26 protein-coding genes and 1 pseudogene are annotated in these 21,577 nt (G+C 62.9%); 14 read left to right on the plus strand and 13 right to left on the minus strand.

Annotated elements, in window-relative coordinates; genetic code table 11:
* Positions 1-105: 105 nt before the first annotated feature.
* The 4 genes from uxuA to NKI58_RS08050 all read left to right on the plus strand — a co-directional run bounded on the left by uxuA (position 106) and on the right by NKI58_RS08050 (position 3,928).
* A complete protein-coding gene (uxuA, locus tag NKI58_RS08035; RefSeq protein ID WP_352784062.1) occupies positions 106-1,305 on the plus strand; it encodes a mannonate dehydratase in 1,200 nt (399 codons plus the stop codon).
* Positions 1,302-2,216 (plus strand): PfkB family carbohydrate kinase, encoded by a 915-nt coding sequence (locus NKI58_RS08040; protein WP_352784064.1) that lies wholly within the window; start codon positions 1,302-1,304, stop codon positions 2,214-2,216. The genes uxuA and NKI58_RS08040 overlap by 4 nt, the downstream gene beginning before the upstream one ends.
* A gap of 97 nt (positions 2,217-2,313) precedes the next feature.
* Positions 2,314-3,096 carry an SDR family NAD(P)-dependent oxidoreductase gene (locus tag NKI58_RS08045; protein ID WP_352623163.1) on the plus strand — a complete coding sequence of 261 codons (783 nt, stop codon included), beginning with the start codon at positions 2,314-2,316 and terminating at the stop codon, positions 3,094-3,096.
* 70 nt (positions 3,097-3,166) lie between these two features.
* A complete protein-coding gene (locus NKI58_RS08050; protein WP_352623164.1) occupies positions 3,167-3,928 on the plus strand; it encodes a GntR family transcriptional regulator in 762 nt (253 codons plus the stop codon).
* On the opposite strand, the gene NKI58_RS08055 is transcribed toward NKI58_RS08050, so the two are convergent.
* The 3 genes from NKI58_RS08055 to NKI58_RS08065 are packed head-to-tail and all read right to left on the minus strand — an operon-like array spanning position 3,914 to position 4,460.
* A complete protein-coding gene (locus NKI58_RS08055) occupies positions 3,914-4,102 on the minus strand; it encodes a hypothetical protein (RefSeq protein ID WP_352623165.1) in 189 nt (62 codons plus the stop codon). The two genes, NKI58_RS08050 and NKI58_RS08055, sit on opposite strands and share 15 nt — an antisense overlap.
* An 8-nt stretch (positions 4,103-4,110) precedes the next feature.
* Positions 4,111-4,239 (minus strand): hypothetical protein, encoded by a 129-nt coding sequence (locus tag NKI58_RS08060; protein ID WP_280952094.1) that lies wholly within the window; start codon positions 4,237-4,239, stop codon positions 4,111-4,113.
* Positions 4,240-4,244: 5 nt separating this feature from the next.
* Positions 4,245-4,460, minus strand: coding sequence for a DUF2934 domain-containing protein (locus NKI58_RS08065; RefSeq protein ID WP_352623166.1), 216 nt, complete (start codon positions 4,458-4,460; stop codon positions 4,245-4,247).
* Positions 4,461-4,679: 219 nt separating this feature from the next.
* Here NKI58_RS08065 and NKI58_RS08070 point away from each other — a divergent pair, with 219 nt between their 5' ends.
* The 9 genes from NKI58_RS08070 (at position 4,680) to NKI58_RS08110 (ending at position 11,104) form a co-directional block, all read left to right on the plus strand.
* Positions 4,680-5,078: a hypothetical protein gene (locus NKI58_RS08070; protein ID WP_352623167.1), complete on the plus strand. Its 399-nt coding sequence runs from the start codon at positions 4,680-4,682 to the stop codon at positions 5,076-5,078.
* Positions 5,075-6,295 (plus strand): Nramp family divalent metal transporter, encoded by a 1,221-nt coding sequence (locus NKI58_RS08075; protein ID WP_352623168.1) that lies wholly within the window; start codon positions 5,075-5,077, stop codon positions 6,293-6,295. The genes NKI58_RS08070 and NKI58_RS08075 overlap by 4 nt, the downstream gene beginning before the upstream one ends.
* Positions 6,295-6,657, plus strand: a complete 363-nt coding sequence (locus NKI58_RS08080) for a hypothetical protein (protein WP_352623169.1) — start codon at positions 6,295-6,297, stop codon at positions 6,655-6,657. The genes NKI58_RS08075 and NKI58_RS08080 overlap by 1 nt, the downstream gene beginning before the upstream one ends.
* Positions 6,657-6,995 carry a hypothetical protein gene (locus NKI58_RS08085; RefSeq protein WP_352623170.1) on the plus strand — a complete coding sequence of 113 codons (339 nt, stop codon included), beginning with the start codon at positions 6,657-6,659 and terminating at the stop codon, positions 6,993-6,995. The genes NKI58_RS08080 and NKI58_RS08085 overlap by 1 nt, the downstream gene beginning before the upstream one ends.
* A 34-nt stretch (positions 6,996-7,029) precedes the next feature.
* Positions 7,030-8,316, plus strand: a complete 1,287-nt coding sequence (locus NKI58_RS08090; RefSeq protein ID WP_352784067.1) for an SDR family oxidoreductase — start codon at positions 7,030-7,032, stop codon at positions 8,314-8,316.
* Positions 8,316-8,789 (plus strand): DUF2269 family protein, encoded by a 474-nt coding sequence (locus NKI58_RS08095; RefSeq protein WP_352593714.1) that lies wholly within the window; start codon positions 8,316-8,318, stop codon positions 8,787-8,789. The genes NKI58_RS08090 and NKI58_RS08095 overlap by 1 nt, the downstream gene beginning before the upstream one ends.
* A gap of 358 nt (positions 8,790-9,147) precedes the next feature.
* On the plus strand, positions 9,148-9,786 hold the full coding sequence (locus NKI58_RS08100) for a hypothetical protein (protein ID WP_352593713.1): 639 nt from the start codon (positions 9,148-9,150) through the stop codon (positions 9,784-9,786).
* Entirely contained in the window at positions 9,783-10,178 is a 396-nt protein-coding gene (locus NKI58_RS08105) for a phage holin family protein (protein ID WP_352593712.1), read from the plus strand. The genes NKI58_RS08100 and NKI58_RS08105 overlap by 4 nt, the downstream gene beginning before the upstream one ends.
* Positions 10,175-11,104 (plus strand): hypothetical protein, encoded by a 930-nt coding sequence (locus tag NKI58_RS08110; RefSeq protein ID WP_352593711.1) that lies wholly within the window; start codon positions 10,175-10,177, stop codon positions 11,102-11,104. Before NKI58_RS08105 ends, NKI58_RS08110 begins: the two co-directional genes overlap by 4 nt.
* A 295-nt stretch (positions 11,105-11,399) precedes the next feature.
* Here the strand turns inward: NKI58_RS08110 and NKI58_RS08115 are convergent, their stop codons facing one another.
* The 10 genes and pseudogenes from NKI58_RS08115 to NKI58_RS08160 all read right to left on the minus strand — a co-directional run bounded on the left by NKI58_RS08115 (position 11,400) and on the right by NKI58_RS08160 (position 20,416).
* On the minus strand, positions 11,400-11,921 hold the full coding sequence (locus NKI58_RS08115) for a ferritin-like domain-containing protein (RefSeq protein WP_352593746.1): 522 nt from the start codon (positions 11,919-11,921) through the stop codon (positions 11,400-11,402).
* Positions 11,922-12,028: 107 nt separating this feature from the next.
* Positions 12,029-12,223, minus strand: a pseudogene (locus tag NKI58_RS35505) (c-type cytochrome); the annotation flags it as partial.
* A gap of 199 nt (positions 12,224-12,422) precedes the next feature.
* A complete protein-coding gene (locus NKI58_RS08125; protein WP_352784928.1) occupies positions 12,423-13,307 on the minus strand; it encodes a cytochrome c oxidase assembly protein in 885 nt (294 codons plus the stop codon).
* Complete coding sequence (locus NKI58_RS08130) at positions 13,304-13,645, minus strand: hypothetical protein (protein WP_352593708.1); 342 nt, start codon at positions 13,643-13,645, stop codon at positions 13,304-13,306. The genes NKI58_RS08125 and NKI58_RS08130 overlap by 4 nt, the downstream gene beginning before the upstream one ends.
* A 1-nt stretch (position 13,646) precedes the next feature.
* Entirely contained in the window at positions 13,647-14,252 is a 606-nt protein-coding gene (locus NKI58_RS08135) for a cytochrome c oxidase subunit 3 (protein ID WP_352593707.1), read from the minus strand.
* Positions 14,249-16,225 carry a cytochrome c oxidase subunit I gene (gene ctaD / locus NKI58_RS08140; protein WP_352623172.1) on the minus strand — a complete coding sequence of 659 codons (1,977 nt, stop codon included), beginning with the start codon at positions 16,223-16,225 and terminating at the stop codon, positions 14,249-14,251. The genes NKI58_RS08135 and ctaD overlap by 4 nt, the downstream gene beginning before the upstream one ends.
* A complete protein-coding gene (gene coxB, locus NKI58_RS08145) occupies positions 16,222-17,196 on the minus strand; it encodes a cytochrome c oxidase subunit II (protein ID WP_352502165.1) in 975 nt (324 codons plus the stop codon). Before coxB ends, ctaD begins: the two co-directional genes overlap by 4 nt.
* A gap of 38 nt (positions 17,197-17,234) precedes the next feature.
* Positions 17,235-17,768 (minus strand): c-type cytochrome, encoded by a 534-nt coding sequence (locus NKI58_RS08150; RefSeq protein WP_352593705.1) that lies wholly within the window; start codon positions 17,766-17,768, stop codon positions 17,235-17,237.
* 1 nt (position 17,769) lies between these two features.
* On the minus strand, positions 17,770-18,633 hold the full coding sequence (locus tag NKI58_RS08155; protein ID WP_352593704.1) for a substrate-binding domain-containing protein: 864 nt from the start codon (positions 18,631-18,633) through the stop codon (positions 17,770-17,772).
* A complete protein-coding gene (locus NKI58_RS08160) occupies positions 18,614-20,416 on the minus strand; it encodes a methanol/ethanol family PQQ-dependent dehydrogenase (RefSeq protein WP_352593703.1) in 1,803 nt (600 codons plus the stop codon). The genes NKI58_RS08155 and NKI58_RS08160 overlap by 20 nt, the downstream gene beginning before the upstream one ends.
* 322 nt (positions 20,417-20,738) lie before the next feature.
* Here NKI58_RS08160 and NKI58_RS08165 point away from each other — a divergent pair, with 322 nt between their 5' ends.
* On the plus strand, positions 20,739-21,569 hold the full coding sequence (locus NKI58_RS08165; protein ID WP_502897040.1) for an SIR2 family NAD-dependent protein deacylase: 831 nt from the start codon (positions 20,739-20,741) through the stop codon (positions 21,567-21,569).
* The last annotated feature ends 8 nt before the right edge of the window (positions 21,570-21,577 follow it).

Genomic DNA, 21,577 nt, shown 5'->3' on the forward strand with positions numbered 1-21,577 from the left:
CCGCCCGAACGCGGATACAGGCACTGGGCTGCGGCAAGCAATTGACTGCCATGGTAGTATCCAATACACCAGCGGTCATCGAGAAATTCCGCAGCTGGAGGTCGAATGGAGCAGACGTGGCGATGGTTTGGGCCGAGCGACGCGGCAACGCTTGCCCATGCCAGGCAGGCCGGCGCGACCGGCATCGTGACGGCACTGCACGACATCCCTTACGGCGAAGTCTGGCCGATCGACGCCATCAGGCAGCGCCAGGCGCTTATCGAGGCGGATCCGGCGATGGGCCTCAAATGGAGCGTCGTCGAGAGTGTGCCCGTGCACGAGGACATCAAGCTCGGCCGCGGCGATCTCGACCGGCTCTACGACAATTTCAGGCAGACCTTACGCAATCTCGGCGCCTGCGGTGTGCGCACGGTCTGCTACAACTTCATGCTGATCCTCGACTGGACCCGGACCGACCTGGCTGCGCCGCTGCCGGGCGGCGGACGGGCGCTCCGCATGAACATGCACGAGCTTGCCGCGTTCGATTGCTACATGCTGCAGCGCAAGGGATCGGAGCGCGACTATGCGTCCGATGTTCTCCAGCGGGCGAGCGAATGGTTCGAGACGACGCCGGATACGTCAAAAGAGCGTCTGCTCGCCAACATCATGGCCGGCCTGCCAGGCGCCTTCAAGCGCTATGACGTAGCGGAATTGCGCGAAGTGGTGGCCGAGCAGTCGAGCCTGTCGCACGACCGGCTGCGCGAGAACCTCGTCCGTTTTCTCGAAAACGTGCTGCCGGCGGCCGAAGAGGCGGGCGTCACGTTGGCGATCCACCCGGACGATCCGCCGCGCGATCTCGTCGGCCTGTGCCGGATCGTCAAGAACGCCGACGACATCGCCTTTATCCTGGACGCAGTGCCATCGGCTAATAGCGGTCTTACCTTGTGCACGGGGTCGCTGGGCGCCAACCCGGCCAATGACGTGCCCGCCATCGCCAGCCGCTTTGCGCACAAGATCAACTTCGTGCATCTGCGCAACGTCAGCAAGGACCCGGACGGCTCGTTCATGGAATCCGAGCATCTGAGCGGCGATGTCGACATGGTCTCGGTGGTTTCGATCTTGCTCGACGAGCAGCAACGCCGCCGCGACGCCGGTGAACCGGCGGCGTTGCTGCCGTTTCGCCCGGATCATGGCCATGAGCTGATCGATGACGCTGCGCGGCACACCCATCCCGGCTATCCCGTGATCGGCCGTCTTCGCGGCCTTGCCGAATTGAGAGGCGTGATGACGGCGATTGCCCATCAGCGCGGCTACCGGCTGCAATGACGGCGCCCCGCCTGCTTTGCGTCGGCGCGCTCACCTACGATACGATCTTGCGCCTCGATGTCCTGCCCTCCGGCGCCGGCAAGTTCCTGCCAAGCGAGGCCGTGCAGATCGCGGCCGGCATGGCAGCAAGCGCCGCCGCGTCGGCCAGCCGCCAGGGCGGGCAAGTCTGGCTATGGGCAAGCGTCGGCAACGATGCCGTCGGCCGCGACGTCATCGCCCAGATGGAGGCGGAGCGGGTCGACTGTTCGCTGGTGCGAAAGGTCGAGGGCGGCCGCTCGGCCATTGCCACGATCCTGGTCGATGCCGCCGGCGAGCGTATGATTGTGCCCTTCTACGATGCAGTCACGCAAGCCGATCCTGACCGTCTTCCGCCCGCGGATTTTTCCCGCTTCGACGTCGTGCTGGTTGATGTCCGCTGGCCCGGAGCCGCGGCCCTGGCGCTGGCGAAGGCTCGCGAGTGCGGCATCCCGGCGATCCTTGACGCCGATGTCGCTTCGCGACCGGTGCTCGACCGGCTGCTGCCGCTCGCCTCGCATGTCGTTGCTTCGCTGCCGGCGGCACGCATCCTTTGCGGTCCGGAGATATCCGCCGGTTCTGCCGTCGCCATTCTCGGCGAACGGACCGGCGCCTTCGTGGCGGTCACCGATGGCGCGAACGGCACCGTGTTCCGCTACTCGGGCAGCAATGACGTCCATCATCTGCCGTCGCCGCGGGTCGAAGCCGTCGACACCCTGGCGGCAGGCGACGTGTTCCACGGCACCTTCGCTCTCGGCCTGGCCGAAGGTTGGGACGAAGAGCGGGCGATAGCAGTGGCCAGCGCCGCCGCCGCCCTGAAATGCCTGCGCTTTGGCGGACGTCTTGGCGCACCGACGCGCGCGGAAACGCTGGCTTTCATGCAAGGAGCGACATGATGCCGAACACGCTTGGGCCGGCTCGGTGGAAAGAGCACGTCAAGTGCGCCCGTCGACTACCATGGCAGTCGCTGCGCAACTGTTCGAGGGAGGATAAATGGCTGAGTTCAAAAAACGCGCACTGGTCACCGGGGCGGCCATGGGCATCGGCCGTGCTGTCGCCGAAAGACTGGCCGAGCAAGGCGTCGACCTGATCCTGTTCGACCGGGCGGGCGATCAGTTGGATGAGGTAGCGGCGCAGCTTTCGGCGAGCGGCGTGACCGTGCACACCGTGCTTGGCTCGACCGCCGACACTGAGGCCTGTGGCCGCGCCGTCGAGCTTGCCCGGTCCGCGTTCGGCGGGCTCGACATGCTCTCCCACAATGCCGGCATCCAGCGTTACGGAACGGTGGAGACCACGGACGAGGCGCTTTGGGACGAGGTGATGAACGTCAACCTCAAGGCTGCCTACCTGCTCTCCCGCGCGGCGATGCCGCTGCTGCGGCAAAGCCGCGGCGCCATCGTCCATATGAGCTCGGTGCAGGGTCTGGCCAGCCAGGAAGGGGTTCTGGCCTACAGCACGGCCAAGCACGGCCTGATCGGCCTGGTCAAATCGATGGCCGTCGACTATGCGCCGCTCGGCGTGCGCGTCAATGCCGTCGCTCCGGGTGCGGTCGACACGCCGATGCTGCGGGATGCGGTGAAACTCAACGATAAGCCCGACGAGATCCTGCGCATCCTCGACAATATGCATCCGCTCGGCCGTACCGCCCGGCCGCAAGAGATTGCCGCAGTCGTCGCCTTCCTGCTGTCCGACGATGCCTCCTTCGTCACCGGCGAGGTCGTACGCGTCGATGGCGGCCTGCTGGCGCGCATCGGCGGTTCTCCGCGCAAGGAATAACCTCGGCGCTGCTGCTTGCGCAGGCATTTCATGAACGGCTTGAAGCTGCAGAGCCTATAAGGGGTCGCCGATGGCAGGGCTTTTGGGAATGCGGACCATCACCGAGGGGCGGTTGGGCGAAACCGGCCCCGGCGTATCGGTCGCGGCGAGGACGTTCGAGGTTCTGCTCGACCAGATCCTGACCTTCCGTCTGAAGCCGCATGAAGTGATCTCGGAAAAGGCGATGTCGGAAGCCCTCGGCGTGAGCCGCACGCCGGTCAGGGAGGCGCTCGCCCGGCTGGCCGGTCTTGGCTTGATCGACATTTATCCGCAGCGCGGCAGCATGGTGGCCCCGCTCCGGATCGCCGATCTCGAAAAATCGCAGTTCCTGCGCGAATCGCTCGAAGTCGGCCTGATCAAGCGTGCGGTCGAGAGCCCGCGTCGCGCCGACCTGCTCGCCATGCTGAAAGGCGAACTGGCCGTCCAGGAGACGTTCGCCTCCATCGCGGACGACAGGCGCTTTTTCAAGTCGGACGAGCTGTTCCACCAGCATATCGCCAGCCATGCCGGCTTCCCCGGAATCTGGGCCGACATCAGCGCGGCGAAGCTGCACATGGACCGCTTCCGTTTCCTGTCTTTCCCGCGCCTCGACAGCATGTCGGTGGTTCTCGGCCAACATCGGCGGATTGTCGATACGCTCGAGCAGGCCGACGCGCTTGCGGCGGAAGAGGCGATGCGAACGCATCTTCGCCGCATCTTCGAGGTGCTCGAAATCGTCCAGGAGCGCTATCCCTATTATTTCGAGGCAAACGGCAGTGTGAGCCCGCTTTCGGCCGGCTCAATCCAAGCTTGAGCCTTTCTTGCGCGCTTCCGAAGGCGTCTTGGTCTTGCTGCCGGATTTGTCGGAAGCTGGCTCGGCTTTGCGATTTTGACCCTCGCCGCCTTGCTCCTTGCGGAGCTGCTTTTCCACTATCGATCGCGATCCTTCTGCCGGGTCTTGTTCAGGATGAGTATCGGTTCCCGTCATGTCGGCTCCTATCCATTTTGATCAATTGCGTGCGGCGTGGGCTGACCTCCGCCGCCGGTTCTGTCGCGCCCGATCATCAGCCAGGCGGCGAACAGCACGACCAGTACGACCACGATCCAGGCGACGAAACGAGGCATCGGCCTCATGTCCCTCGCCGCCGCTTACTGCCACGCGCCTCGGGACTGGAGCCGGCCCCGACCGTTGGATCGGGCACGACCGGACCGCGTTCGGCCTCGGAACCCTCAGCTTCGATCTCCTGCACGGCCTGATCCCAATGCTCGCGCTCGCGTCCTTGGGGACGGCCTTCACGCTCCCAGATCTCATGGGCTCGCTGCCTGATACGCTCTTCCCTGTCCATGACTTTTGCCTCCTCATCCCCCTAATCCGGCGATCGGTGGTTTGTTCCGGGCTGCCAAGGCAGTTCATCGCGGTTAGTTGACGTGATCACCCAGCGCTCTAGATCAAACTTCGCGCCGAAGTCGCTTGGTGCGGGGAGAACAATCGTGTGGCAGCAACGCTACAAGCCCGTATTGTAAATGCCGTTACAGCCGTCGATCTTCGACCAGACCGCCCGTGCTTGCTGCTGATAATATTTGTATTGACGGCATGCTCGCCTTCCGACCAGGTCGAGCAGCAGTCGAAAACCGCGGCTTCCGCCACACAGACCGCATCGCTGGTGCTGGATGCCTGGGCTTCAGGGGCGGCCCCCTCGAAATACACGTCGCGCACCTTGCAATCGGTCGGCAAGACGCTCGCCGATGCCCGTGCGCAAATCCAGTCGGCCAAGTCGCCTGAAGCCAGCGAGCAAGCCGGTCTGACGGCGGCAGTCGGACAGCTTTCGACGGTGGTGACACGCGCCGCGGCGGCAGTGCAGGACGGCAATCGCCCGGAAGTGGAACACGCGCAGCACGATCTTTGGGCTGCCGCTGCGGCCCTGAACGCGTCCCAGGCCAAATATTTCGCGCCGAAACCATGAAGAAGCTGCTCGAAATATCGCTTGGCGTCGTTACCAGCGTTGGCGGCTTTCTCGAGATCGGATCGATGGCAACCGCCGCTCAGGCGGGCGCGGCGTTCGGGTTCCAGCTGATCTGGGCCGTCGTTCTGGGCGTGATCTGCATCATCTTCCTGGTCGAGATGGCCGGCCGGTTCGCCGCCGTAAGCCATCACACCATCGCCGACGGCATCCGGGAACGGTTTGGCTTCAACGCCTTTCTGTGGCCGCTGCTTGCGACTTTGCTGGTCAACTTCCTGGTCATGGCAGCGGAGATTGGTGGTGTTGCCATTGCGCTCGAGCTCGCCACCGGCATCGGCTTTCAGTGGTGGGCGCTGCCGGTCGCTTTTCTGGTATGGCTGTTCCTCTGGAAAGGCACGTTCGGCTTCATCGAAAAAGGCGTCTCGATCCTCGGTCTCGTCACGCTGTGCTTCGTGGTTGGCGCTATCATGCTGAGACCCGATTGGGGGCAGGTCGCGGCCGGCGCCGTGCCCACTCTGCCGGACCACGACGCGGCCAAATACTGGTTCATGGCGGTCAGCATTCTTGGCGCGTCGATATCGCCTTACCTGTTCATGTTCTATTCGTCGGGAGCGATCGAGGATCAGTGGGACAGGAGCTATCTCGGAGCCAATCGGGCGATTGCCGGCATTGGCATGAGTTTTGGCGGCACGATCGCGATCGGTGTGCTGATCGTGGCGGCGCTCGTGCTGGCGGCGCACGGCATAGAGCAGGTCGACGACTACCATCAATTGCCGCTGATGCTGATCCAGATCTTCGGTTTCTGGGGATTCATCCTGTTCGTCGCATCGCTCGGCATTGCCTGCTTCGGTGCCGCGCTCGAAATCGGGCTGCAGCAAGCCTATCTCGTGGCGCAGGGTTTCGGCTGGACGTGGGGCGAGGACCAGAAACCGCGCGACGATCCCGGCTTCAGCACCGTCTACACTGTCTCGCTGTTTCTCGCCGCCATTCCGATCGCACTGGGTCTCGATCCGCTGAAGCTAACCATCTTTTCCATGGCGCTGACGGCCGCCAGCCTGCCGCTGACCGTGGTGCCGTTCCTTTTCCTGCTGAATGACGAGCGTTATGTCGGCGAGCACCGCAATGGCATGATCGCGAATGCCGCGGTCATCTTCATCATTGCGCTCGGTTTCGTGCTCGCGATCGTGACCATTCCTTTGCAGATATTCGGAGGCACGTGATGGATTTGCTACGCGACATTCTGGACAAGCAAGTGGTCGACCGCGAGCAGGTCAAGATCGGCAAGGTGGACGGTCTGGTGGCGGAACTCAGGCCAGGCAAGCCGCCCAAAATCGTTGCGGTCGAGCTCGGCTCGATCACGCTGGCGCGTCGGCTTGGCGAGCGACCCGGGCGCTGGATGGCGCGGGTTGCGGCAAGGCTCGGCGGCAAGCGCCATGCCGAGCCGCACCGCATCGCCTGGAACAAGGTGCGCGACATCGGCGTCGACATCGAGTTCGATATCGACGTCCGCGAAACGGCGATTTTCGACTGGCAGGACTGGCTGCGCGATCATGTCATTGGGCGTATTCCGGGAGCTGGATGATGGCCACCGTCAATCTTGAGCAATTGGCTGGCAGGAATGTGCTTTCGCAGCGCGGCAAAAGCATCGGCCGTATCGAGGAGATACGCGCCGAACCGGATGGCGACAACCTGGTAGTTGCCGATTACCATGTCGGCATCTACGCGGCCTTCGAGCGTCTGTCCGCTTCGGCCATCGGCATTGCGGTCCTCGACGCCTTTCGATTGCGCAGTCGCGACAGCGTGTACCGCATTCCCTGGGACAAGCTCGACATCTCCGACCCGGCGCGGCCGCGGTTGTTATGCACGACGGAAGAACTTTCCGGTATGAAGGGGAGTATCGAGGGCGATAAACCGGAATGAACGATACTTTCCCGCCGTCGGAGAATGGGGTCCAGTGAAAGTCCTGGTTACCGGCGCCACCGGCCTGATCGGTGCCTCCGTCGTGGCACGCCTTCTTTCCGAAAGGCATGAGGTGATCGGATTGGTCCGCAGCCCCGGCGCAAGCCGGGCCGGCAATTATCAATTGCTGGTGCTGGACATGGCGGCGGCGCTGCAGCCCGAAGACTGGCTACCGCATCTCAGGGGTGTCGACGCCGTCGTGAATTGTGCCGGCGTCCTGCAGGACAGCCCTCGCGAAAAGACGCGCGAAGTCCATCGCGATGCGGCGGCAGCACTCTTCCTCGCCTGTGCGCGGGCAGGGGTTGCCCGGGTAATCCACTTCTCGGCGATAGGCGTCGATCGGGCGCAGCCTTCGGCATTCTCGGCGACGAAACTGGCCGGCGACCAAGCGCTTATGGCGCTTGATCTGGATTGGGTGATCCTGCGCCCGTCCGTGGTGCTCGGCCGGCCGGTGTTTGGGGCCAGCGCATTGTTTAGGGGTCTCGCCTCGCTGCCGGTGCTGCCGTCCATGCCCGGCACCGGCCGGCTCCAGGTGGTACTACTCGACGATGTGGTCTCAACAGTCGTCTTCCTTCTCGATCCCGACAGTCCGTCTCGCGTCGTGTTGGAACTTGTCGGTCCCGAACAGCTGAGCATGGACGAGGTCGTCGGCAGCTATCGCCGATGGCTCGGCTGGGCTCCTGCAGCCAGGTTTGTCTTGCCGGCGGCTGTTGCAAGGCTTCTCTACCGCCTCGGCGACCTTGCCGCGATGTTCGGCTGGCGTCCACCGATGCGCACCAACGCGGCCAGAGAGATCGCCCGAGGAGCGGTTGGAGATCCCTCGGACTGGACCGCCGCGACCGGCATACGCCCGCAAACCCTGGCGGGCTTCCTCGCGCTCAATCCGGCAACGGTGCAGGAAAAATGGTTTGCCCGGCTGTATTTCATCAAGCCTGCGATCTTCGTCGTCCTGCCCGTCTTCTGGATCGTGACGGGTATTGTGACGCTGACCACCGGCTATAACGGTGGCATCGAGCTGATGCAAAGCACGGGGGCTGGCATCTTGTCGGCGCCGACCGTGATAGCCGGTGCTCTTGCCGACATCGCCGTCGGCGCGCTCCTAGCCTGGCGGCCAGCGACGCGAAAAGGCCTCTATGGCGGCATCGCGCTCTCGCTCTTCTACCTGGTCGTCGGAAGCTTCCTGAGCCCCGATCTGTGGAACGACCCGCTTGGGCCGTTGCTCAAGGTGTTGCCGATCCTGGTGCTGCACTTTGTGGCCTTGGCAGTGCTGGAGGAGCGTTGATGCTCTATTTCCTGCTGAAATTTCTGCATGTCATCGGCGCATCCGTGCTGCTTGGTACCGGCGCCGGTATCGCTTTCTTCATGCTGCTCGCCCACAGGACCGGCAATGCCGCGACGGTTGCGGCGGTGGCGCGTATCGTCGTCGTCGCCGACTTCCTTTTCACCGCGACGGCCGTGGTCGCGCAGCCTTTGACCGGAGCCGCGCTCGCCTGGCAGGCAGGCTACTCGCTGTCGGAGGGCTGGATCGTACTTTCGATCGCGCTCTATATCTTCACCGGAATGTTCTGGCTCCCGGTCGTCTGGATGCAAATGCAGATGCGCAAGCTGGCATCGCAAGCCGCCGCTGCAGGCGCGCCGTTGCCGCCGCGCTATCATAGGCTCTTCTGGCTGTGGTTCGCCTTCGGCTTCCCCGCCTTCGCTGCCGTGCTCGGGATTTTCTGGCTGATGATCGCGCGGCCTGCGATCGAGTGGTAGGTCGCAGGCAGGTCCCACTGCGATAATGCCCAGTCAAAGCACTACGGAAAAATTCCGGCCCATGCAGCGCCATGTGCCGGAGCGGACCTGCGCCTCGACCTGTAAGTCGCACCGGAGTCCGGTCTCGTATCATTTCCAACCGCGCGCTCACCGCCATCGGCACAGGACAAGATCCCGTCTTGAGGCTGGTTAGGCTTCGCTTACCAAAAAAGATGACGTCTGAGGGAACACGGGAAGCACAGGCAAGTTCGGTGCGCAGTGGAGGAGATTGCGCCATGAACAGTGTTATTTATCTCATCGGCCTTGTCGTCGTCGTGCTTGCAATCCTCTCCTTCCTCGGATTCCACTAGGAGACACTATGCAGGACCAGGACGATCAGGGCCGTCAGACGGCCGATTTCGAGACCGCCAGAAGCGAGCTTTCAGAAAGACTACAACGGGAAAAGCAGACCGCGACGGAAGCGCTCCACGATGCGCGTGACGAGATCACCAGGAAAGCCGGAGATTACGCATCGGAAGCAAAGCAAGCGTTGTTCAACAAGGCTGAGGGAACGCAGCGCGACGTGAGCGCCAATCTCAAGGCCTTCGGCGGCGCATTGCGCGCGGCAAGCGAGCATCTTGCCAATAATGATCAACGGACCGCTTCGAAATTCGCCCTTGACGCCGCAGGCGGGCTCGAGCGGCTTTCCTCGTCCCTGAAGGATAAACCGTTCGACGAGGTGCTTGGCGAAATTCAGTCGTTCGGCCGTGAAAACTCGGGGGCGCTGATCGCCGGTTCGGTATTGGCAGGCCTGGCGTTGGGGCGGTTCATCAAGAGCTCGCCACCCTCTGCCCAAACCGGAGCACCGGGCCAGTCGGGAACAGGCCGGGCGCCCGAGACGGGTCCTAGCTCGAATGAGTCGGGATGGCGATCGGTAGAGGCAGTTGAGCCGGCCCCGCTAGGATCCGATCAGTCCGGCGATGACTGGGCCAATGCAAGCCTGGAGCGAAACCCATGACTGACAATCAGGACACTCGCAGCCTGACAACCCTTGTCAGCGATCTGGCACAGCAGGTCACAACACTGCTTCAAACCGAAAGCAGGCTGTTGCGGGCTGAAATGTCGGAAAAGGTAAGCAAGGCCGGCGCCGGCGCCGTGGAGGTAATGGGAGGCGCCATTTGCCTGCTTGCCGCCCTGATGGTGCTTTTGCAGGCGCTGGTGATTGCCTTGGCGAGCGCCGGGCTGGGAGCCGGATGGTCCTCGCTGCTCGTCGGCGTCGTGGTGGGAGTACTGGGCGTCATACTCTTGCGCTCCGGCAAGGCAAGCATGGCTCCCTCAGAGTTGACCCCCGACCGGACACAAGACCAACTTAAACGCGACGCACGCGTGATCAAGGAACAGATAAGATGACCGACAAATCCGCAGCCGAGTTGGAACGCGATGCTGATATTGCGCGCGCCAGAGTGGCAGATACCGCAGACTCGATCCGCAGCAAGATGACACCGGGCCAACTGATCGACGAATTCACCGGGATGTTCAGCGGCGAGGGATCCGCCATGCTCAGCAATCTTAAGACTCAGGTCAGGGACAATCCGTTGCCGCTTACATTGGTCGGCGCGGGCCTGGCCTGGCTGATGCTTGGCAAGGGCACCTCGGTAGACAGTTCAGCACCTGGTGCCTATTCGACCGGCAGGGAACCTGACGGCAGCCGAAACGTCTCTGACGAGCGGAGCTTGGGCGGGGCCTGGCAGGACTCACGCGGCGATGAGTACGGTGCCGAGGGCGAAGCTTCCGCCGGCTCCATGCTCTCCGATGCCGCTCGTTCGGCTGCGTCCGTGGCAGGCGGTGCGACTGAGGCTGTGGCAGACGTTGCGAGCGGCGCCAAAGAAAGATTGAGAAGCACAGCCGGGCAGGTCGGCTCGGCCGCGACCGATATGACGGGCCGGGTGCGGCAGTCGGCGCAGGACCTGTTCCAGCGCGAACCTCTGGCAATGGCCGCGGTGGGCCTTGCCGTGGGCACAGCCATCGGCGTGATGCTGCCTCACACCGCCGCGGAAGACGCGCAACTCGGCCCTTACCGCGACAAGCTTCGTGACAGTGCCGAAGAAGTCTTTGAAGAAGGCGTGGAGCAAGCCAAGCAGGTCGCCGCCGAAGCATATGAGACTGTAAAGGAAGAGGCTGACCGACAGGGTTCCAGCGGCGACGCCGAGACGTTGGTCGACCGCGTCGAGAAAGTCGTGAAAAAGACGGCAAGCAAAACCGAGGAAGCCATTCGCGATCGTTTGCCGGAGACCGACGAGGCTCCCAAATCGAACGAGTCTCCCGAAACGACGTGATAGCGCTGCGGTCGTTCGTGGCGATTCCAACCGCGGGTCGCCTCGCGGTTGAACATCGAAGTCGGCGCAACCTTCCGCAGACAAATGTGATCGCGGCGCTGAAGTCATTAGCCGAGGCGCTCCGGTCCGTTCCGATTCTTCGCTTGAATCCGTTCGGTTCTTCGGGCTGCATGAAGCGTGTCTGGCCAACGGCGTGGCGTGCAGTCTTAGCAGCACTGTCCAATAAAAAAACAACCACCCCGTCAATTCGACTGGGTGGTTGCCAGGAATTCCTCTCGGCCAGCGGCGGGGCGGCTTAACTTTTGGCGGTCTCTCCCGCCTCACGCAGCCTGGCGTATTGCAAGGTGACGCCGCGCAGGTTCTGCTTCAACCAGTCGGCCATTTTCTCTTCTTCGCTGAGATTCTGCTGAAGAGAGTTGATCGCCTGATTAAACCCTCCGGCCTCCCCGAGCACGAGCAATGAGTTGTAAGCCGCGATCTCGTAATTTTCGAATGCAAAGTTGGCGAAGCTGTTCTTGAGGATTTCGTCGCCGGCTACGGAATGTCCCATCGCGGCCATGCTGCCGACCATCGACATAGCCGTATCCTTCAATGTGGAATGGTCCTCACCGAGGCGATCCAGAATGGATTCCAGGCGGGCGATCTGCCCTTCGGTCTCCGTGATATGCTGCTGCAGGCGGTCGGCGACCTGCGGATAGTTCTCGATCCGCTTGACCTGAGGCTTCATGATCGACAGTGCTTGGTTCTCCATGGCGTGGGCATTGCGCAGCCCGACAATGAAGATCGAGCGGGTTTCGGAATTGACATCAGTGTCCATAGCACTTCCTCGCGGTTTGATCGGTAGAACCAAACCTCGGCCTTGCCGATTTGTTCCTGGCGAGATGTTGCAGCCAACCCTGCTCTTCAAGAAATGCTGCAACAAAGTCATTTCAGCGAGTAGAGGTAGGCAGCGACGTCCCGCGCCTCCTGCTCAGAAATCCTGGTCGAAGGCATTGCCGTATGCGGATTGATCTCCCTTGCCCCACGGATCCACCGAATCAGGTTCTCCGGCCTATTGCGCAAGACGCCGCCGACATAGACCCGGGTGGGCAGGCTTGCGTCGAGGCGTGGACCGACTAACCCTTGCGCACCGGGAACGCCGGTGATGGTGTGGCAACCGGCGCAGCCATTGGCCATCATGATCGGTATAGCGCGGGCGCTGACACCGCCGGTCGCATTGTCGGCCTTCTGCTCGACCCGACGGCTTTGCTCGAAGTACAACGAGATCCCGGCCAAGGCTGCAACGAGCACGACAATAACCGCAGCGCCAATTACGGCTTTAGACAGCGTGAAGCGCATGCGACGCCTCCCGGTCCTTTCGGCTGCTCGAGCGAATCCACAGGCCGGCCAGCAGCAACGCGGCCCCGCCATAAATCAAGCCGGCCGGAACCCACATCATCAGACCGGCGAGCTGCTGGTCCTCGAGCGGGCTAAGGTTCCACAATTCCGCGCCTGCTGCGTTTACCGGAAACCACAGCCTTGGCGAGACCAGCAGCAGCACCCCGAGCAGGCCGGTGTGCAGCGAGGTGAAGAAAAGGTGCATGACCGCGCTGCCATAGGCTTGTTCGCGGCCTGAACGCGGCAGCAGTACCCACCAGAACAGCAGCCCCGTACCGAAGAAGCTGGCATGTTGCGCATAATGCAGGACACTCTGTGCAAGCGCCGCCTCGAACAGCGCCGGAACGTGCCACGCCCATATCGCGACGCCGTGCAAGAAGGTCGCGGCTGCAGGGCGGCTGACGGCGGTCCAAATGGTTCGAAGCACCTTCGCGTGCCCGGCTGCGCCAAATGCCAGCCGCAGCCTGATCGGCAACGCCCACATCAGCGCCGCCGCCGGGCAGGAGGCGACCAGCAGGGGTGCCGCCACCGCCATCAACAGCTCGTGCTCGATCATGTGGGCGGTGAAGACGCGCTCACCCAATGCATGGAGCGGACTGACCAGTGCTGCCGCCAAAATGGCCCAGCCGGCCGCGAACAGCACGGCCTGCCGCAGTCGCAACGGCCGGCTGCGGGCGCTCCGCCGCCACAGCCGAAAGGCGCCTGCCGCGTAAAGCACTGCGACCACGGTTAGCGGCAGCGTGATCGGCAACGCCAGCGTCCAGCCGGCCTGCGGGGCGCCGGCACCGTAGCAGATCGAGGTCGAGAAGAGCGCGTCGAAGCTCATCGCAAGCAGCCGTCAAGAATGAGCGAGGCGGCGCCTTGCATGACGATCACCAGCGCAAACAGCACCGCGCTGAGAATGCCGATATTGGCGACGAAATCCTCGGTGGCGCGCGTACGATCCGGTTTAAAGGCGGCGCCGCCTTGCTGGCGCGCCCGCCACGACAGCACGCCGCCGAGCAAGGCCAGCACTGTCAGCACCAGCGCAATGACCGGTATGACGGGAATGCCATGAGCGCACTGCCACTCCACGAACGCATAATTCAGCTGCGTCGACACCGCCCAGGCCAAAGGCCCGGACAACAGCCCGCCCCATGATGTGCCCAAGCGAAGCGCACGCATCTCAGTCAAGCCTCGGCATCCAGTAGATCAACAGATACATCGGGATCCAGGTCGCGACCACGAAATCCCAGTAGAAGACGTTGTCGCCAACGTCCCCGAAACGCCGGCCGCTATAGCCATGGCGCGTGAACATCAGGACTGTCAGCACCAGCGTGTCGCCGACGTCGGTAATCAGATGCGTTGTGTGAAGGCCGAGCAGCACCCACAGCATTGAGCCGTACGCATTGGTATCCCAATAAATGTTGAGGGCCGGAAATTCGAACCACCGCACGACAAGCGGTGCAATACCGAGCAGCGACATGACGATCAGGCCGATGCGCACAGGCACCATGGCACAGGCTTCGGCGTAGCGGTTCAGTATGTGATTGGGCACCACGCTGGCGAGCAGCAACAGCGTGACGATGGTGCCCGGCCAATGGTTGGGCGGCGGCACGCCCAATGGCCATTCGGGCGACAGATAGGCAAGGTAAAGATAGGCGCCTGCGGCGAGCGCGAAACCGATGCCCTCGAGCGCCATGAAGGCGAGGGTGCCCCACCAGGTCGGGCTGCGTGGTCCGAGCCCGAAGGTCGGGAGTTCGGAAATGTCCGCGAACGGGCGCTGTTTCATTCCTCATCCTCCGGATCGCCTTTTGGCCAGAACCAGCCGATCAGAGTGACGGCGATCGGTCCGGCCCCCCAAATCACCGCCCACGGGCTGAAAATCGAATAAAGAAAGGTGGCGCCGATCGCGAGCGCGGCGAACAATGGCCAGATCGATGGCGTCGCCGACTTCTCGCGTACATCGGCATGCGCCTCTGCCACCGTCGAAACAACAAGCTCGCGAACGTCGACGCGAAGCCCGGTCGCAACCGGCAGCGCGTCGTGTTCGGCCCAGAGCGGCTCGGAGTGGGTAACCACCGGAATCCGGGCGAAATTATAGCTCGGCGGTGGAGAGCTCGTCGCCCATTCCAGCGTGCCGGCATTCCAGGGATTGTCCCCGGCCGGGGCGCCCCTCGAGGCGCTGTACACCAGGTTTGTAGTGAACAGAACGAAGCTTAGGAACAGGATGACCGCGCCGGCTGTGATGAACAGGTTGATGTTGCCCCAGCCGAGTTCCACCGGATAGGTGTAGACCCGCCGCGGCATGCCCCACAGGCCGACAATGTGCATCGGAAAGAACGCCGCATTGAAGCCTAGGAAGGCAAGCCAGAAGTGCCAGCGTCCGAGACGTTCGCTCATCATCCGGCCGGTGATCTTGGGGAACCAGAAATAGGTCGCGCCGAGCAGCGGGAACACCGACCCGCCGATCAGCACGTAATGGAAATGCGCGACCACGAAATAGGTGTCGTGTACTTGCAGGTCCAATGGCACCGACGCCAGCATCACGCCAGTCAGGCCGCCCGCAACGAACGTGAAGAAGAAGCCGAACACGAACAGCAGCGGCGTTCTGATTATCGGGCGTCCGTCCCACAATGTCGCCAGCCAGCAGAAGATCTGCAGCCCGTTCGGGATGGCGATCAACATGCTCGAGGCGGTGAAGAAGCTCGCGCCGAGCTTCGGCAGGCCGGTTGCGAACATGTGGTGGACCCACAGGCCGAACGACAAAAAGCCGACCGCAATCAAGGCCAGTACCATGCCCAGATAGCCGAATACCGGACGCCGGGCGAAAGCGGCGATGATCGAGGACACCATGCCGGTAGCCGGGAGGAAAATGATGTAGACTTCGGGGTGGCCGAAGAACCAGAACAGGTGCTGGAAGAGCAGTACGTCGCCACCCTCGGCGGGGTTGAAGATATGGGTGCCGACCAGCCGGTCGAGGATCAGGAACGTCGACGCGATCATGACCGCTGGCATGGCGAACACGATTACGAAAGAGGTGACCAGCATCGCCCAGACGTAGAGCGGAATCTTATCGAGCGACATGCCCGGCGCACGCTGCTTCAGCACGGTTACGATGGTGGCGACCGCGACCGCCAGCGATGACACTTCGGTGTAAGTGATCATCTGCGCCCACACGTCGGAACGCTTGCCTGGCCCGAATTCAGGACCGGACAGCGGCACGTAGGAGAACCAGCCGACGTCGGGCGCCATGTCGAGTGCAAACGACACCCAAGCGAAGAGGCCACCGGAGAGATAAATCCAGAAGCTGAATGCATTGAGGCGCGGAAAGGCGATGTTGCGGGTGCCGACCATCAGTGGCACGAGGTAGATGCCGGTCGCCTGAACGATCGGCACTGCAAACAGGAACATCATGGTCACGCCATGCATGGTGAACAGCTGGTTGTAGCGGTCGGGCCCGATCAGCCCACGCTCCGGCCCCGACAGTTGGATGCGCATGGCAACGGCGCTGAGGCCACCGAGGCACAGGAAGACGAAAGCGGTGATCAGGTAGCGCCGCGCGACAATTTTGTGGTCGACGCTCGAGAGCGCACCGATGATGCCTGGCGCCGTCTGCCATGTCCGCGCCAACCAGCCGTCAAGGCTGGCGTCGTCGAGGCCGGTATCGCGAGGACCGTCGCGTTCGGGAGCTAGGTCACCCTTTTGTGCTGCGGCGCGTTGCTGGGCGAGGTCACGCCCATGGGCCAGGTCGGCGCTACTCATTTCAAGCCCTCGAGATAGGCTACGATTGCATTCAGCTCGTCCCCGTTCAGTCCCACCACGGGCATGTGGGCACCTGGCTTGATCCCTTGCGGATCGGCTATCCAGGCTGCGAGATTGCCCCGGCTCATCGCCAGCGTTCCGGCAGCGAGCGTCCGCCGGCTTGCGATATGTGTAAGGTCGGGAGCGACCGTACCGCCGGCGATGGTGCCGCCGATCTTGTGGCACATCACGCATGGCCGTTTGAGGAACAGGTCGTGGCCGGTTTTGGCCTCGGCCGACACGGGGGCGGCCGCCGGCCGCAGCTGATCGTTCAGCCAGGCGTCGAATACAGGCCGAGGTTCGGCGATGATGAAGGTGCTCATATTGGCATGCTGCGCGCCACAGAACTCGGCGCACTGGCCGCGATAGACGCCGGGTTTGTCCGCCTTCAGATCGAGAACGTTCTCGTGGCCTGGAATGAGGTCCAGCTTGCCCGAGAGGTTCGGGACCCAGAAGGAATGGATAACGTCGGTCGAGGTCACTACAAGCCGCACCGGCTCGCCCGCCGGGATGTGGATTTCATTGGCGGTCGTCAGAATGCGGTTCGGCTGATCATTTTCGTAGCGCACCTCCCACCACCATTGATGCCCGGTCACCCGGATCGTCAGCGCCGCATCCGAGCCGATAGCAGCGAGCGTCCGGTTGGCGAAGTAGCTCAGCAGGGTCAGGCCTACCAGGATCAGGGCGGTAGCGGCGAGTGCGGCGACGACAATTCGCATCTTGCTGCGCTCGGCGGCAGCGTCGAGTACAAGCGGATCGCCGAGCGGCGCCGCGCGCCGGGCCAATGGCATGATCAGCACAGCCAGCACTAGAAGCCAGACCACCGTGCACAGCGCGGTGAAGAACCAGATCAGCCACGCAAGCTCACCCGCGGCCGGGCCTTTTGGGTCGAGCGCCGATTGCCAGCCGCTGCATCCTGCAAGGAGCAGCATGCAGGCTGCGCCGCAGCACACCCTGCAAACAAGGCGGTTCACGGCGACTTCCCCAGAGTCGCGGCATCCGGCAGGCGATTTTCGGATGGATGGGGCATCATGTCGTCGTCGCGGCTCGGCGCAGCGGATTTTGGCGCGTTGCCGCTCAACGCGCGGACGAAGGCGGCAAGCTCCCAGATCTGGTCGTCCGGGATCTTGTCGCGGAAGCTCGGCATGCCGTTTGGCCGACCGTCCCTGATCGTGGCGTGGATGCTTTCGATCGAGCTGCCATAGAGCCACTTCTTGTCCATAAGGGCCGGGCCCATGCCGCCACCGCCATTGGCATGGCAACCGGAACAGTTGAACCAGTTGAACAGACGCTTGCCCTCGCTGAGGTGGAAGGCGTTGGCCTCGAACACGCCGGCCTTGGTATCGGACGAGGCCGGCCGTTGGCCGCCCGGCTCGAGGGCCGTCACGGCTGCCGGTTGGTCGCCCGAGCCGAACGCCGACTGTGGACGCGTGTCGCGTTCCTCACGCTGGCACCCGGAAACCGCGAGGATCGCGAACACCAGCAAGGGAAGACCGCGCTTCATTTCAAGGCGCTCCGACAGGATCGAGGCGGGGCACCTGGTAGGTCGCCAGGATCGCGTCGATCTCGGCGCGGTGTCTGGTCAGGGCGGCGTTCACCTCGCTGCGCAGCGTATCGTCGCCACGGCGCACGCCCATCGAGATGTCGAAGATCATCGGCAGTTGCGGGCCGTCCACGCGCGGCGAAACCGGCGTGATCCGCAGCGCCACCTTCTGCCTGGCTGCAAAGTAGCCGGCCAACGGTCCCCAGACGACGGCCATATCGATGTCGCCATTCGCGACCGCCTCAATGATGCGTGCTGGCGGGTTCGGCGCCGAATAGTCGCCATAGACGGGGAAACCGATGAGATGGCCGACGATGCCACGACGGCCAAGCGCCTGGACGGGGGGCGAGTTGGCGCCATCGTCGCCTATCAGCTGGACGCCGATGTGCAGATCGCGCAGGCGAGGATCGTTGAAGGACGTGATTTCGGGCACATCTTGGCGTGTCACGAACACATAAGAAGACCGGTAGTAGGGCGCGGTGGTGCGCAGCATCTCGAGATTGGCGGGCGTGCCGGGCACAAGATCGCACAAGCCAGCTTTCAACGTGTTGCGGACGAAGCCGCGCCGCTGTGCCCACCACGTGTAGGAAACAGTCGCACCAAGCTCCCGGGCGATGAGTTCGGCGATCTTGTTTTCAAAGCCCTGCCTGGCGGCATTGGAGAACGGCATGTTGTTGGGATCGGCGCAGATCCTCAACTCGCGCGCATTGGCAACGGCGGCAACGAGCGAGAGTGCCAGTGCGCCAACCGCGACGGCTAACCGCCGCGAACGCGTTCTCCGTGGCCCCGCAACTCGGCCGATCGTCTCAAGGCAGCCGGAACACATACAGCGTACCTCCCGGCGTGGTTACATCCTTCAGATCCTTCATGACGTTGACGAAGCCGAGCGCGGCGGTGGCGTCGCGCGGGTCGAGATCGCCGGATACGATCGCGCCGGCCCAGCCACCGACGCCCGAAAGAATCGCGACATATTGGTGCCCGTCCGGGCCGCGATAGGTGATCGGCTGGCCGATGATGCCGGACGACGTCTTGAACTGCCAAAGCAGTTCGCCGGTCCTGGCGCTGACCGCCTTGAACCAGCCTTCCATAGTGCCATAGAACACGACGTTGCCGGCGGTGGCGACGGCGCCGCTCCACACCGGAAAATTCTCCTTCAGGCTCCACGCCGGCTTGGCGGCGGCGACATCCCAGGCGGTGAAAGCACCGCGATTGCCGCCCGGCCCGGGAATCATTCGCACGTTCATGCCGACATAGGGCGTGCCGGCGATGTAATTCACCTCGACGCCTTCTTCGTCCATGCACATGTTATTGTGCGGAATGTAGAGCAGGCCGGTCTTTGGCGAGAACGCCGAAGGTTGCCAGTCCTTGAGGCCAGATGCGGTGGGACAGATGTCGCGGACGACCTTGCCGGTGCCGGTCTTCTTGTCCGGATTTACAATCAGCCGGCCGGTCTTCAGGTCGACGCCCTTGCTGGAATTGACAGGCCCGAACGGCACTGCCGACAGGACCTCGCCCGTGGTGCGGTCCAACAAATAGACGTAGCCGTTGCGTTCCGGCCGCACCAGCACCTTGCGGGGCTTGCCCTGCCAGGTCATGTCCAGCAGCACCTGCTCGTTGATGCCGTCGTAATCGTGCAAATCGTGCGGGGTCCACTGATAGAACCATTTGGCTGCGCCTGTGTCGGGATCGCGGGCAAAGATGCCGGCGGTCCATTTGTTGTCGCCAGGTCGCAGATCCGGGTTCCACGGACCGGGATTTCCGGTGCCATGGAAGATCAGGTTGAGGTCCGGGTCATAGGAGATCCAGCCCCATACATTGCCGCCGCCGATCTTCCAGGCGTCGGGCGGCCACGACGTCACGCCGAGATCCTTGCCCTTGTCCATGTCGTAATGCGGCTTGAAATCGGGGCCGATCAGCACCTCGGCGTCCGGGCCGGTATTGTGGGCCGTCCAGACGACGTGCCCGTCGCCGGCGTCGAGGGCCTTGATCCAGCCGCGTACGCCCATTTCGCCGCCGGAATTGCCAACCAGCACTTTGCCCTTCACCACCAGCGGCGCCATGGTGATGGTCTCGCCGATATTGATGTTGCCGATATGGGTGTTCCAGACCGGTTTGCCGGTGGCCGCATCGACGGCGATGGCATGGCCGTCGAGCGTGTTGAAATAGATGCGCCCGTCGAAGAAGGCTGCACCGCGGTTGACCACGTCGCAACAGGCAACGCCCTGCGCCGCGGGCTCGGGATTGGGCTCAAACTTCCACTTCATCGGCGCGCCGGGCTTGGTAAGGTCAAGCGCATAGAGGATGTTGGGAAACGGCGTCACGATGTACATCGTGTTGCCGACGACCAAGGGCGCAGCCTCCTGGCCCTTGTTGACGCCGGTCGAGAAGGTGAAGGCCACCTGCAGGTTTTTGACGTTGTCTTCGGTGATCTCCGCAAGTTCGCTGTAGCGGGTGGAGGCGTAGTTCTTTGCCGGCATCGCCCACTGGCCGTCGTCGGGCGGAGCAGCTGCGGCCGGCGGATTTATCGCAGGGCTTGATGCTGGCTGAGCAACCGCCGCGGTTATCAGTGCAAACCCCGCCAGCAGCCTCCATCCCAGTATTGCAGCCATTGGCCTCTTTCCCCTTTTGCCAGGCACCCTATTTTTCGCCGCCACCAGTCGCGCTTGCCTCATTTGCTGTCGAGTTGCCGACGTTGGCGCAGAGCTCCATTAGCTGCAGCTGCGCCGTGTTTGTTGAACACTCTCCAACGCGTGAGCGGCGCAGAAGTGCCAAATGCAACGAAATAAATGTCGGATTCGGTTGGCCAAAAGTCGGGGGCCGGGCGCTCGGGACAGCCGATCCGAGTGTCCGCACTCAAGTCGGAAGTAATTCTATTCCGGCAGTGGTCCTGGCTCGGCTGGAACGGAGCGGCACCTATCGCAGTTGTGTCGAATGCTGTCTGCAGTCGAGCAACTGGCTCAATCGGTGAAAGAGCGACGAGCTATCTTGTTCGTTGGAGCCGGGGTGTCGATGAGCGTCGGCTTGCCGTCCTGGCAAAAGCTCATCGAGCACATGCAAAACGAGCTCGGCCTTCACGAGGACATGATCGGCGCACCGGAGGCCAGCTATCAGGCCCTTGCCGAATACTACCGGCTGAAGCAGGGGAGCCTCGGCCCTTTGCGCAGTTGGATGGATCGTGAATGGAGCGTCTCGCGGGAAGAAGTGCAGCGGTCGGCAATCCACAAGCTCATCGTATCGCTCGATTTTCCGATCATCTACACCACCAATTATGATCGCAACCTCGAGGTAGCCTTCGAGATCCATGGCCGGCCCTTTGTGAAGGTGGCCAATGCAAAGGACTTGCCCAAGACGACCGGCGAGGTGACGCAGATCATCAAATTCCACGGCGATTTCGACGACGACAAATCGCTGGTCCTGGCGGAGACCGATTATTTCGACCGGCTTTCGTTCGATTCGCCGCTCGACGCGAAGTTTCGCGCCGACGCGCTTGGGCGCACCATCCTGTTCATCGGCTACAGCATGTCTGATATGAACATCCGTCTGCTATTGCACAGGCTTTGGCAGACCTGGCGGCGGTCGGGCTACGAGAAGAGCCGCCCGAAATCCTTTATCTTCATGTCGCAGCCGAGCATCGTCCAGGAGGCTGTTCTCGGCCACTGGGGCATCGAAATGCTGACCGAAGAGGCCGACGATCCTGAGGACGCGCTGCTCGCATTCCTGAACGAACTCAAGGACAAGGTCGGCCGGCCCGACGGCGCCTGAAAAGCCTG

The sequence above is a fragment of the Mesorhizobium sp. M0522 genome, from assembly GCF_040321085.1.
In the GTDB taxonomy this organism is placed as follows: domain Bacteria; phylum Pseudomonadota; class Alphaproteobacteria; order Rhizobiales; family Rhizobiaceae; genus Mesorhizobium.